The sequence below is a fragment of the Brevibacterium album DSM 18261 genome (assembly GCF_000426445.1).
GTDB classification, from domain to species: domain Bacteria; phylum Actinomycetota; class Actinomycetes; order Actinomycetales; family Brevibacteriaceae; genus Brevibacterium; species Brevibacterium album.
Window position 1 is genome coordinate 1 of sequence record NZ_AUFJ01000001.1, and the last position, 12,621, is coordinate 12,621.

General features: G+C 69.4%; 11 protein-coding genes. 9 read left to right on the forward strand and 2 right to left on the reverse strand.

The window, feature by feature from the left end; translation table 11 throughout:
• Together K318_RS18195 and K318_RS0100010 are read left to right on the forward strand one after the other, a co-directional pair.
• Positions 1-408: aldehyde dehydrogenase family protein (locus K318_RS18195; protein WP_035280091.1), on the forward strand; the 408-nt coding region annotated here is incomplete at its 5' end.
• Between the two features lie 118 nt (positions 409-526).
• The gene (locus K318_RS0100010; RefSeq protein ID WP_029087946.1) at positions 527-1,717 is read left to right on the forward strand and encodes an acyl-CoA dehydrogenase family protein; all 1,191 of its coding nucleotides are present in this window, start codon (positions 527-529) and stop codon (positions 1,715-1,717) included.
• A gap of 93 nt (positions 1,718-1,810) precedes the next feature.
• On the opposite strand, the gene K318_RS23240 is transcribed toward K318_RS0100010, so the two are convergent.
• Complete coding sequence (locus tag K318_RS23240) at positions 1,811-3,730, reverse strand: glycosyltransferase (RefSeq protein WP_029087947.1); 1,920 nt, start codon at positions 3,728-3,730, stop codon at positions 1,811-1,813.
• Positions 3,731-3,830: 100 nt separating this feature from the next.
• On the opposite strand from K318_RS23240, the gene K318_RS0100020 reads away from it, so the two are divergent.
• From K318_RS0100020 to K318_RS0100045, 6 genes are all read left to right on the forward strand, one after another.
• Entirely contained in the window at positions 3,831-4,604 is a 774-nt protein-coding gene (locus tag K318_RS0100020) for an SDR family oxidoreductase (protein ID WP_029087948.1), read from the forward strand.
• Positions 4,605-4,839: 235 nt separating this feature from the next.
• Entirely contained in the window at positions 4,840-5,496 is a 657-nt protein-coding gene (locus K318_RS0100025; protein WP_029087949.1) for a hypothetical protein, read from the forward strand.
• A gap of 289 nt (positions 5,497-5,785) precedes the next feature.
• Positions 5,786-7,114 (forward strand): short-chain fatty acid transporter, encoded by a 1,329-nt coding sequence (locus tag K318_RS0100030; protein WP_029087950.1) that lies wholly within the window; start codon positions 5,786-5,788, stop codon positions 7,112-7,114.
• A gap of 112 nt (positions 7,115-7,226) precedes the next feature.
• Entirely contained in the window at positions 7,227-8,063 is an 837-nt protein-coding gene (locus K318_RS23245) for a hypothetical protein (protein ID WP_051297269.1), read from the forward strand.
• Complete coding sequence (locus K318_RS18210; RefSeq protein WP_051297270.1) at positions 8,060-8,965, forward strand: alpha/beta fold hydrolase; 906 nt, start codon at positions 8,060-8,062, stop codon at positions 8,963-8,965. The genes K318_RS23245 and K318_RS18210 overlap by 4 nt, the downstream gene beginning before the upstream one ends.
• Position 8,966: 1 nt before the next feature.
• Positions 8,967-10,607 (forward strand): AMP-binding protein, encoded by a 1,641-nt coding sequence (locus K318_RS0100045; protein WP_029087951.1) that lies wholly within the window; start codon positions 8,967-8,969, stop codon positions 10,605-10,607.
• Positions 10,608-10,658: 51 nt separating this feature from the next.
• On the opposite strand, the gene K318_RS0100050 is transcribed toward K318_RS0100045, so the two are convergent.
• Entirely contained in the window at positions 10,659-11,297 is a 639-nt protein-coding gene (locus K318_RS0100050) for a TetR/AcrR family transcriptional regulator (RefSeq protein ID WP_051297271.1), read from the reverse strand.
• A 257-nt stretch (positions 11,298-11,554) separates the two neighbouring features.
• Here K318_RS0100050 and K318_RS0100055 point away from each other — a divergent pair.
• The coding region (locus K318_RS0100055) for an aldehyde dehydrogenase family protein (RefSeq protein WP_035280095.1) at positions 11,555-12,621 on the forward strand (1,067 nt) is incomplete at its 3' end.

Consider the following 12,621-nt stretch of genomic DNA (forward strand, 5'->3'; position numbering starts at 1 on the left):
AAGGCCGATGGTGCGAAGGTCCTGGCCGGTGGTGGCGCGTATGACATGCCGGGGGCGTTCGTGCAGCCGGTCGTGTTCGAGGGTGTGCGTCCGGGGATGCGCGGCTATCACGAGGAGCTGTTCGGTCCCGCGTTCATGCTGTTCAAAGTCAGCAGCGAGGAGGAAGCGGTCGAGCTGGCCAATGACACCCCGTTCGGTTTGGGGTCGGCGGTGTTCTCGGAGGATGTGGAGCGTGCTGAGCGGGTGGGTTCCCGGATCGATGCGGGGATGGTGTTTCTGAATACTCCGGAGGGGTCGCGGGAGTTCCTGCCGTTCGGTGGGGTGAAGCGTTCGGGTGTGGGTCGGGAGCTGGGACCGCTCGCGATGGACGAGTTCGTGAACAAACAGCTCGTCTACAAGAAGGGCTGAGGCTCATGGGCCGGTCCGGGGCAGCGCAGCCCCGGACCGGCCCGCACCCACATTGATTCCAGGAGTACACTGATTCGCGGGTGATTATTTCGCTTCCGAGCGCTAAAGGAGATGTTCGATGACGCACAAGCCGCGCCCCCGCCCCGACACCCCCCACTACATGACCGAGGACCGCCGCGAGCTCCAGGCACTGGCCCGCCAGTTCTCCCACGAGGTCGTCCTGCCCATCGCCAATGAGCTCGACCCCGTCGAAGGCGATTTCCCCGCGCACATGGTCGAGCAGATGGCGGACATGGGCTTCTTCGGCATCCTCATCCCCGAGGAGTATGGCGGCCTCGGCCTCGGCGTGTTCGAGTACTGCCTCGTCGCAGAAGAGCTCTCCCGCGCCTGGATGAGCGTGTCCGGCCTCCTGGCCCGCGGCAACGGCATGGGCGGAGGCTTCTCCCAGGAGCAGGAGCAGCGTCTCCTGCCCAAGGTCGCCACCGGCGAGTACCTCGGCGCCTTCGCCCTGTCCGAGGCCGAGGCCGGCTCCGATGTCGCCAACATCCAGTGCCGCGCCGAACAGGACCCGGACACCGGCGAATGGGTCATCACCGGCACCAAGATGTGGTGCACCTACGCCGATCAGGCCGACTACATCATCCTCTTCGCCCGCACCAGCACCGATCCGGACCCCGCCAAGCGCCACCGCGGCATCTCCGCCTTCCTCCTCGAGAAGGACCGCGGCACCTTCCCCGCGGGCATGACCGGGACACCGGCGAGGAAGATCGGCTACTTCGGATGGAAGACCTGGGACCTCAACTTCGACGGCCTCCGCCTGCCCGCCGATGCCATCCTCGGCGAGCAGGACCGCGGCTTCTACCAGGCCGTCTCCGGGCTCGAGGTCGGCCGCGCCCACACCGCGGCCCGCTCCATCGGCCTGGCCCAGGCCGCCCTCGAGGACTCCGTGGCGTACATGAAGGAGCGCGAGCAGTTCAACCACAAGCTCGCCGATTTCCAGCACCTGCGGTACAAGATCGCGGACATGGCCGCCAAGATCGAGGCCTGCCGGCAGCTCATGTACCACGTGTGCACCCAGATCGACACCGGCGCCCGCTGCGACCGGGAAGCGGCGATGGTGAAGTACCTCGCCGCCGAGATGGCCGAGGAGGTCACGAGCCAGGCCGTGCAGATCCACGGCGGGGCCGGCTACACCAAGGACTTCGCAGTCGAACGGCATTGGAGGGACGCCCGCCTCACGAAGATCTTCGAGGGCTCCTCCGAGATCCAGATGCGCATCATCTCCGACGACATCCTCGGACGGAGCTGAGTCGGGAACTGGACTGAGCGCTGAACCGAGGGCTGAGCCAGGGGCCGGACCAGGGCTCAGGGCTCGTTCGCGCATCCCTCATTCGCCCCTTCCTCATCCGCGCTTCCCGATCCGGGCGCTGAGGTTCCCGTGATTCGTGGAGCACAGCTCGATCCCGTCGAGGTGATCGGGCAGCACCGCCCGGTCCGCCGCAATTCGCAGGCGGACCGGGTTGCCGTCTGCGAGGACGTCCACGTAGAGGTCGAGCATCTCGCCCGCCTCGGCTTGGTCGAGCACCGCATCCGGAAGCGTGCCTCTGACCAGCAGGCCGCGCTCCGAAGGCTGCCAATGCGCCGGAGCACGGCCATAGCGCTGAGAGGACCGGCCCAGCCATGTGAGGAGAACCCGTTCGGGCCCCTCCACGGCCTCGGCCTCTGACGCGGCCTCGCCTCCTGGCAGAGCCTCGCCCTCCGCGATCTCCACCCCGACCTCGAGCTCCACGCCTGACCGGCTCTGCTCCGCGCCGATCAGCCGGGCGGTGCCGTCCGGGCACCGCGCGGGGCCCTTGCTCCGCCATGCCTCCCGGAGCGCGTCCGCCCAGGCCCGCACCCCGGCCTCGGCGGCGAACTCCCGCGCCCGGGCGATCGCGGCGCGCCGCATCCTCGCAAGCGCCGCGGGATCGAGCGTCGTCACCCGCCGAATGGCCTCGGCGAGCGCCCCGATGTCGCCGTCCGGCACGAGGAATCCGGTCACCCCGTCGTCCACGAGGCTCGAGGGGCCGTAGCTGATGTCGTACGCGACGGGGATGCATCCGGCGGCCATGCTCTCCATCAGCACCAGCCCCTGGCCCTCGTACCTGCTGCTGAGCACGCTGAAGGAGGCCCTGCGGAACTCCCTGGGCATGTTCCCGGAGTGCCCGCGCAGGGCGACCCTGCCCTCGAGAGCCAGATCGGTCAGCAGCTTCCGGAGGGTCTGCTCCTCGGCCCCGGTGCCGAAGATGTCCAGGAACGGCGAGCTCGCCTCGTCCAGCCGGGCGAGGGCGCGCACCGCGTGATCCACGCGCTTCTGCCCCGCGAGCCTCACCGCCATCACCCCGCGACGCGGGTCTCGGTCGATCTTCCCGGGCCTGAATACCGGCCTGACCATGTTGGAGACGGTCATCACGTTGTCCGCGGCGAGGCTGTCATCGAGGAGATCCCGCCTGTGCTCCTCGGTGAGGGTCGTGACGAGGTCATAGGAGTCGAGGTGCGTGATGATGGGAGCCTTGCCCCTGTTCAGAACCCCCGGGGCACCACCCGAAGGGTCCTTGAGGTGGGGGTTGTGGAGGACCTGGACCATCAGCACACCGTCCCGCCGGTAATCGTGGACCATTCCGCCCACCGCGGTGTGATCGCTGATGACGGTGCTGGTCTCCCCGCACGTCACAGCGTCCAGATAGGCATGCCAGAACTCACGCTCGGAGCGCCACTGCGCCAGGACCTCCCCGTCCCGCGCGAAGAGGGTCAGGCGCCGCCCGCCCGGCTGTCCCCTGCGCCTGACGTCCCGCCTGTCGCTGAGCAGCAGGGTGCCGTCGCGGCGGAACCGATCCTCCTGGAGGAGCGCACCGCCGTCGTCGAGTCTCCGCTGGACCGCGATCCCATGGCGGGAGGTGCGGGTGCTCATATCGGAGTCGGCCTCAGCGTCCGGCTGCGGGCTTCCCCGCGGCTGCGGGCTTCCCGGGGCGTCACGCCCGTCCGGGCACTCCACCGTGCCGCGCATCTCAGCCAGTTCGGCCGGCCCCCACGAGCGCAGGTCCCGCCACAGGTTCCGAACCCGCACCCCGCGTCCCAGGTGCCCCTGGACCCGCAGCTGCAGAGCGCGGGCGGGATGCAGGTCGGGGGTCATCGTGAGGATCTCCACCCGCCGGCGATCCGCGCGGGCGAACTCCGCGGCGCGGTGCAGGACCACTCCCGTCATACCGCCGAATGTCCGCGGCAGATTCCACGTGAGGATGTACAGCCGGCCCTCCGGAAGGATCTGTTCCCGACGGTTCATCACTGCCCCACACCTCGCGGATCGTGCCGTCCAGTCTACCGAGAGCAGGGCGGGACGCGCGGGGAAGTACAGTGCAGGCACCGAGACGAAGGAGCTGCACATGGACCTGGGACTGCGCGGACGCACCGCGCTCGTCTGCTCATCGACCAAGGGGCTGGGCTGGGCCAGCGCCCGCGAACTGGCCTCCGCGGGTGCGCGCGTGGCCGTGCACGGGCGCGACCCCGAGGCCGCGGCCGCTCAGGCGGCTCAGCTGCCGGACGCCGTGGGGATCGGCTGCGACCTCACCACCGAGGCCGGGGCGGAGAGCCTGGCCGCGCAGGCGCTGGAACTGCTGGGCGGCGTGGACATCCTCGTCCTCAACGGGCCGGGGCCGGCGCCGGGACGGGCTGCGGGCCTGTCCGCCGAGGAGGTCCGCGCAGCGCTGGAGAGCCTGGTGGTGGCACAGACGACGCTCCTCCAGCGGCTGCTTCCGCCCATGCGCGAGCGCGGCTGGGGCCGGGTCGTCGCGATCAGCTCGACGAGCGTGGAGGCGCCTATCCCGAACCTGGCCCTGTCGAACATGGGCAGGCCCGCGCTGATCTCGCTCATGAAGACCGTGGCGAGCGAGGTGGCGGCCGAGGGCGTCACCCTCAACGCGGTGCTGCCGGGCCGCTTCGACACGGAGCGGGTGCGGGAGGTCAACCGGTCGACGGCGGAACGGGCCGGGCTCAGTGCGGACGAGGTGCTGGCGGACTCGCTGACGACCGTGCCTGCACGCCGCCTCGGCGAACCCGAGGAGCTCGGCGCCGCCGTCGCATTCCTCGCGAGCGAGCGGGCGAGCTTCATCACCGGCACGGCCCTGCGCGTGGACGGAGGTGCGGTGCCCGTGCTGTGAGGGTGTGGGGGGGCACAGCGGCCGTGCGACGTGCTGATCTGCCTGTGGGGCGCGGCGTGCCCCCCACCCCGCACGGGCCTTCATCACGGCCGCAGGCAAGCAAAGAACCCGGGTCGAGGCGCGAGGCCTCGAATACCGGGTTCTTCTGAACTGTAACCACTCAACGCTCGGCGTCTGCATGGCCTTTGTGCGCACTAGTTTAGCCTGATACATGAGCCGAAGCAAAGGAGCAGAGATGGATCAGTGGATCGTCGACTGGCTCAGTGCGGAGCGCCTGCAGCGGTATCTCGTCGCAGCTGGTCACGATTCCGAGCGCGCTCTCAGCCTCTACGAATGGAACACTCGCCTCAACGCCTCCCTCCTGCACGATTTCGCCCACTTCGAAGTCGGTGTGCGCAACCTCTACGACCGAGGGCTGCTCCTCTCACTTCGCACCGGAGAGACACACTGGCTGGATCCTGCGCCTCACCTGCGGTTGTATCCCGTTCCCGCTCAGGGTCGCGACACGAACCTCCGTTCCCGCCGAGAGGTCGAGAAGGCCCGCAGCAAGGCCGGCCAGAACAGAAGCGGGCGTACCTCTCACGGGGCCGTCCTGGCTGAACTCACCTTCGGGTTCTGGGCTCTCATGACCGCGCACCGGCTTGAGCGCACCGTGTGGCCGCACCTTGAGCAGGTCCTCCCAGCCGGCACGGACCGCGCACGACTGCACGAAAGCATGACGGCACTGAACCGTACTCGCAACCGAGTCGCGCATCACGAACCCACACAGCCCGCAGATGCCCAGGCAACCCTCCGGCGCATGCGTCGGATCGCCATCTATCTCTCTCAGGACTTCGCCGACCACATGGAGGAGACGAGCACAGTGCGCGCCATACTGAGTCAGCGACCATGACTGCACACCGCCCGCCGCCCGCACTCAGACTGCTGCCGCATCCGTCTCGAGGTGCGGCTTCCCGCCTCGCTGGCGATCCCCGCACGTGCACACCGCACACCTTCACAGTCGCTGACGGGCACGGCACAGCGAAGGCTCACGAGCGAGCAGGGAGACGAAGAGCGTCCGCTCGACTCTGATCGTTTACATGTGCTCCGGGACCGGCTACATTCTTCACAAGAACGATCGTTCTTTCCTGAGCGATCCTCCTCCGGTCCCGCGCTCGCACGGACCACGAACAGGAGTGACGATGAAGTCCCTCGCAGCTGCCCTCTCCCGCGCCTTCTACCGGTTCTCCCCCGAGTCCCTGGTCGTGGCGGTGCTCCTCACCTTCGCCACATTCGTCCTGGCGACGGTGGTCGAACGCGCGAATCCGGTGGACCTGGTCATGCTGTGGGGCGGTTCCGCCTGGGACCTCATTGAGCTCTCCCTGCAGATCGCCATGCTCCTGCTCACCGGCTACATGCTGGCGAGCACGCCCCTCGTCGACAGGGCGCTCAACGCGCTCGCCGTCCGGGTGACCGGCCCTCGCGCGGCGATCGCGCTCGTCACCTTCGCGGGAGCCCTCGGCACCTGGCTCAACGTGGGCTTCGGCCTCGTCATCGGCGTCGTCCTCGCGCGGAAGCTCGCCAGGACCGTCCCCGGGATGCACTACCCCCTGGCGGTCGCCGCCGGGTACGCAGGGTTCTCCCTGTACGGCATCGGACTCTCCGGCACGATCCCGCTCACCATCGCCACCCCGGCCCATCTCCTCGAGGAGCAGATGGGCATCGTCCCCACCTCGGAGACGATCTTCCACCCCCTCGTGCTCGCCACCAGCGCAGCGGTCATCCTCGGCATGCCCCTCTTCATGGCATTCCTCCACCCCGCCCGCGCGCAGGACGTCGTCGCGTTCACCCCGCCCGCAGAGACCGGTGCCGCCCCCGCACCCGTGGACCCCGATGCGCGGACGACCCTCGCAGACCGGCTGAACGCGAGCCCCGTCATCGGCATCCTCATGGGTCTGCTCGGACTCCTCTACACCGTTCTCCACTTCGCAGGAGGCGCCGGCGTCGACTTCAACATCATCAACCTCGCGTTCCTCTCGCTCACCCTCCTGCTCTTCGCCCGGCCGAACGACTTCCTCGCCTCCCTCCGCACCAGCATCGGCGTCGTCAGCGGCGTGCTGATCCAGTACCCGATCTATGCCGGGATCATGGGGGTGCTGTCCGGCTCCGGCCTCATGGTCACGCTCGCCGGGTTCTTCGTGGCGGCGTCCTCCCCGGAGACGCTCCCGTTCTTCAGCTTCGTCTCCGGCGGCCTGATCAACCTCTTCGCCCCCTCGGGCGGAGCGCAGTGGGCGGTGCAGGGTCCCATCATGATCGAGGCCGCGGAGCAGATGGGAGCCGATTACGCGGCGACCGCACTCGGCGTCGCGTACGGGGACCAGTGGACGAACGCGATCCAGCCGTTCTGGATCATCCCCGTCCTCGCCATCTCGGGCATCCGGCTGCGCGATGTCATGGGCTACCTCTTCCTCGTCCTCATCTTCCTCGGCGTCGTCTACGGCGCCTCGATCCTGCTCCTCGGCAGCCTCTGAGCCGCCGGCGGGGCTCCCACGGGATCGCATCCCGCTGCTCGCTCCGCTCCACCTCGTCATCCGCACCCCACCGTTCGCCCGGCCTCCTCACCGGCCGGCGGAAAGGACCTTCATGCCGGCACCACCCCCTCCCGCGACCGGCGCCCGGATCGCTCCGGGCACCGTCCTCGCAGCGTTCCACGTGACCACGGACACGGGCACTATGGGCCTCGCAGCGCAGGCCGCCGCCGAGGCCCTGCGGCCTCTTGCGGACACCGTGCGCGAGATCCGCACCGCGCATCTCGCGGTGCGTCCCGGAGCGCACACGTCGGCCTCCGCCCGGCAGGCGACGGCCGTGCACGGCGAGGCCCTCGTGACCGCCGTGCTCGACACGCCCGGCGGCACTCTCGCCGAAGTCGATGTCGCCCTCACATCCACAGCCCGCACAGACCCCTCCCGCTCCCCGTCCGAGGTGATCGGCAGCCTGGAGCTGTCGATCCTCACCGACCTGCCCGCCCCCTCGGAGGGTGCGGCTCCCGGGTCCCCCCGGTGGGGTGTGCTCCTCGAAGAGCGGCTGCGCACCGACTCCGCGTTCACAGACCTCATCGAGGCGTACGACGGAACGATCGGACTGCGGATCGGAGGCCGCGAACTCCACATCCGCTGCTACCGCGGAACGGTCCTCGAAGTCTCCCCCCGCTCGGTCGGGGGCGCGGACTTCGTCGTGGACATCGGAGGCGCCGAGTTCCTCGCACTGATGACCCGCGAGACCAACGCATTCATGGAGGCGGCGATGATGCGGCGGGTGTCGTCCGCAGGCTCGGGCTACGAGTACCTCCGGATGACGGGCGCGCTCATCCGCATCATCGACCTCGCCCGCCGCCTCGCGGCCGAGGACGGATGGGGGCACCCCGGTGCGAAGGCCGTCCCCGCACCGCCTGCCGCCGACCGGAACGGAGCCCCGGCATGACGACCGCCGCTCCCTCACCGGACCCCATCGCGGCACACCGCCCGGCGCACACGCCCCTGCGAGCCCATCAGCTCGAGATCGACGGCCGGATCGCGCTCGTCCAGGACTGGGGACCCGCCGAGGGGCTGCCGATCCTCGCGATCCACACCGCCGGCCAGTCCGGGGCGCAGTACCGCGATGCCGCACGGGAGCTCGCGCGACTCGGCTGTCGCGTCATCGTCCCGGACCTGCCGGGCCACGGACACTCGGAGCAGCCGGCATGCGGACCGGTGGCGGACCTCGGCGACTACGCCGTGTTCTGCATCCGCGTCCTCACAGCGCTCGGCGTGCGGAACCCGGTGGTCGCCGGCTGCTCGATCGGCGGGAAGATCGCGCTCGACATCGCGATCCGCATGAGGGAGCGCATCCGCGCCGTCGTCGCGATGGCGGCGAACGCGGAGCGCGGCCGGGTCAGCGTGAAGGCGATGCGCCGCGAGCTCAACGACGTCTCCGCCCCTGCGCGGTCCGAGCGCACGTACTGGGGCACCCGCGCCGTCGTGGGCAGCGCCGTGCCGGAGGCGCGCCGCGAGATCATCGCCCGCATGCACCGCCGGGAAGATCCCGGCATCTCGCACTCCGACCTCATCGGCTGGGGCACGCACGATCTGGTCGACAGGCTCCACGAGATCACCGCACCGGCCCGCCTCGCGGCCGGGAGCGACGACCTGTGGGTCGACCCGGATTCCGTTCGCCGGGCCGCCGCCCGGATCCCGGGTGCGCGGTTCTCCCTGCTCGAGGGGATCGGCCACTACCCGATGGAGGAGATGGACGACTTCGCCCCGGTCCTGCACGGTTGGATCACAGAGGCGCTCGCCTCTCCGCCGCGCGCCGGGCAGGATGACAGGACACAGGAGGATCACTGACATGACGACCACTCGCACCCTCTACGGTCACCTCCGCGACTGGGCCGCCGACAGCCCGGACCGGGTCCTCGTGACGCAGCTGGACCCGGAGGCCGCAGACCCCGCGCCCGTCACGGCCCGCGCGCTCCTCACCCGGGCAAGCGCCCTCGCAGTCTGGCTGCGCCGGCACGGCGTGGGCGAGGGCGACTGCGTCGCGGTCTGGCTGCCGGCATGGGCGGAGTCCTATGCGTGGCAGTTCGCCGCGTCCGCCGTGGGCGCCCACGTGATCGGCGTCAACACCCGCTACAACGTCGCGGAGATCGGCCATGTGCTCCTGAAGGCCCGGCCTGCGGTGCTGGTCGCCGCGCACGGATTCCAGCGGGTCGACTTCCTGCACACGCTCCGGCGGGTCGCCGAGAACCTGCCGCACGGCTTCCGCCCGCCCAGGGTCGTCGTCACTCCGGCTCCCGCGGCCGAGAGCGAGCCGAACCTGAGGGCCTGGGACCTCGGGGCCGGCAGCGCGAACGCCGCCGCGATCGCGGCACCCCGTCCCGAGGCCGTGCCCGCCCTGCGCACGGACGGCGACGGCGCCCTCCTCGCAGTGGCATTCACGACCTCCGGTTCGACCGGGATGCCGAAGCTCGCCGCTCACAGCGAGGCCACGACGATCCACCACCTGCGGTCCGCCGCCGCGCAGGTGGGATTCCGGCAGGGGGACCTCATGGTCGAGCCCCTTCCCTACTCGGGCGTGTTCGGGTACGTCGCAGGCATGGCAGCCCTGTTCGGAGGGGCGGGAGTCCTCATCCAGCCGGCGTTCGAACCGGATGCCCTGCTGCATGCGTGGACCCGCCTGGGCGGTACGCACTATGTGGGCGGCGATGACATGCTCGCCCGCGTCCGCGAGGCATGGCAGGAGAGCCCGGCCGACCTGCGGACGTGGCGCTGGACGGGCATCGCCGATTTCCAGGGCATGTCCGAAAGGATCGCCGCATGGTCCGCCTCGGAGTTCGGCACCTCGACGGTGGGGGTCTACGGCTCCTCGGAGGTCTTCGCCCTCACCTCCTTCTGGACGCCGGCGACGGAGGACGGACCACGGACGGGCGGCGGCCGGCTGGTCGCCGAGGACTACGCCTATCGCATCGTGGACCCCGCGACGGATGGGCCCCTGCCCGCGGGCGCCCGCGGCGAGCTCCAGCTGCAGGGGCCCAATGTGGTCACCAGCTACCTCGGCGATGCGGGAGAGGGCGCGAAGGCGTTCTCCGAGGACGGATGGTTCCGCACAGGAGACCTCGCAGAGGCGGTCGACGAGAGGACCTTCGCATACATCTGCAGGATAGGCGACGTGCTGAGGCTCAGGGGGTTCATGGTCGATCCCGCGGAGATCGAGATGCACCTGACGGACCACCCCGAGGTGGCTGTCGCGAAGGTCGTCGGGAGGCCCGATGCACGCGGCGAGACGGAGGCCGTCGCGTTCGTGGTCACGACCCCCGGATCGGCGGTGACGGGCGAGGAACTGCGCGCTCATATCCGTGCCGATCTCGCCCGCTACAAGGTGCCCGCAGAGGTGCGGATCATCGAGGCGATGCCGACGACGGCCGGAACGAACGGGCAGAAGATCCGGGCGGCGGCGCTCCGGGACTGGGCGTCCTCACCCGCCTCCTGACAGCGGCCGCAGACGAGCCGGCGCACCGTGTGAAGACAGCCCGTCCCGCGCTCAGCCGACGTCGCCCTCCGCAGCGCATCTGCTCCGCGACCGGACGAGCCCCAGAGCCATGTCCGCCTGCAGCCTCGCGATCTCCGACGGGCCGAGCGGCCCGTCGGCGCGGTACCACCCGGACATCGAGTTGCAGAGCGTGACCACCGCTCGCGTGGCGAACCCGATATCCGCCACATCGAACTCGCCCGCTTCGACGCCCGCCTCCACGATCCTGCGGAAGACGGCTTCGGCACGGTCGCGCTCCGCCACCACCGAGGAACGGTCCTCTCCCTCGAGATAGCGGACCTCGGTGATGCCCGCGGTCGAGGCATTGGGGTTCGCGGTGACGAAATGCACATAGCCCTCGACCGCCCGGACGAGCCGGGCCGAAGGCTCCCCCTCCCCGTCGGCGTCCCCGGCCTCCAGGGCATCCGCCAGCTCCCGGCTCGTCGTCTCCAGCACGAACCGCAGGAGCGCGACCTTCGAATCGAAGTAGTTGTAGAGGTTCGACTGCGAGGTCTCGGCCACGGCCGCGATCCCGCGCATCGACGCTCCGTGGAAGCCGCTCTCGGCGAAGACCTGCAGCGCGGCGCCGATCACAGTGGCACGGTCGATGAAGTGCGGCGCTGCGCGTCTGCGCACCTCATGCGTGCTCACTGCTCCGTCTCCCCTGTCCCCATGATGCAAGCCTATGCTCACAGATCGGCTCATGACACATTCTCCCTGCGGGTTCGATGACGATCTTTCCATCGCGGGCGATTCGGAGCCGCAGAGAATGCGCTCATTCATCGGAGGCGCACTGCCGATGACCCCTCACAATCGACCGAGAACCGATTCCCCGTTTCAGTGGACACTCCCATAACGATGCGAGAGAATCATGAAGGCGCTTTTCGCCCACTGCAAAGGAGCACATCATGTCGATCTATCAGATTCTCAACCCGACCACCGGTGCGGTCATCGAGGAATACCCCACCGCCACCGACGAACAGATCGCCGCCGCCCAGCAGGCCTCCCATGACGCGTTCGCTGAGTGGGCGGCCCGGCCGGTCGCCGAGCGGGCGGCGGTCCTGAACCGAGTCGCCGACCTCTACGCCGAACGGGCAGACGAGCTCGCTGAGATCATCCACCAGGAGATGGGCAAGAAGATCGCCGAGGCCAAGGGCGAACTCCAGCTCTGCCAGCTCATCTACCGGTACTACGCCGAACACGCAGAAGCCTTCCTCGCAGACGAACCCCTCCGCGGCACCGATCCCGCCGACCAGGCCTACGTCCGCCGCAAGCCCGTCGGGTCCATCCTGGGGATCATGCCCTGGAACTTCCCCTACTACCAGGTCGCCCGCTTCGCCGCCCCCAACCTCGCACTGGGCAACACGATCATCCTCAAGCACGCACCCCAGGACCCGAAGTCCTCGGCCGTCATGGAAGAGATCTTCCACACCGCCGGAGTACCGGCGGATGCCTACATCAACGTGTACGCCACGAATGAGCAGGTCGCGGACATCCTCCTGCCCTCACCCCTGAACCACGGAGTGTCCGTGACCGGCTCTGAACGTGCGGGCTCGGCCGTGGCGGCAGAAGCCGGGAAGAACCTGAAGAAGGTCGTGCTCGAACTCGGCGGCTCCGACCCCTACATCCTCTTGGATTCCTCGGATGTGAAGAAGACCGCGCGCACGTTCTTCGAGGCGCGGATGATGAACACGGGACAGGCCTGCAACAGCCCGAAGCGGATGATCGTCGCCGAAGACATCTATGACGAGTTCGCCACCGAGCTCACCGCCCTGGCGAAAGCCACCACCCCGGAGGACCCGACGGTCGAGGGCTCACCCCTGTCCCCCCTGTCGTCGCCGGCGGCCAGGGAGCGGTTCATGGAGCAGGTGGAGGCGGTCAAGGCCGATGGTGCGAAGGTCCTGGCCGGTGGTGGCGCGTATGACATGCCGGGGGCGTTCGTGCAGCCGGTCGTGTTCGAGGGTGTGCGTCCGGG

Coding starts and splice junctions, on each gene's coding strand:
- K318_RS0100010 (WP_029087946.1), top strand. CDS start 527: ATGACGCACAAGCCGCGCCCCCGCCCCGACACCCCCCACTACATGACC.
- K318_RS23240 (WP_029087947.1), bottom strand. CDS start 3,730: ATGAACCGTCGGGAACAGATCCTTCCGGAGGGCCGGCTGTACATCCTC.
- K318_RS0100020 (WP_029087948.1), top strand. CDS start 3,831: ATGGACCTGGGACTGCGCGGACGCACCGCGCTCGTCTGCTCATCGACC.
- K318_RS0100025 (WP_029087949.1), top strand. CDS start 4,840: ATGGATCAGTGGATCGTCGACTGGCTCAGTGCGGAGCGCCTGCAGCGG.
- K318_RS0100030 (WP_029087950.1), top strand. CDS start 5,786: ATGAAGTCCCTCGCAGCTGCCCTCTCCCGCGCCTTCTACCGGTTCTCC.
- K318_RS23245 (WP_051297269.1), top strand. CDS start 7,227: ATGCCGGCACCACCCCCTCCCGCGACCGGCGCCCGGATCGCTCCGGGC.
- K318_RS18210 (WP_051297270.1), top strand. CDS start 8,060: ATGACGACCGCCGCTCCCTCACCGGACCCCATCGCGGCACACCGCCCG.
- K318_RS0100045 (WP_029087951.1), top strand. CDS start 8,967: ATGACGACCACTCGCACCCTCTACGGTCACCTCCGCGACTGGGCCGCC.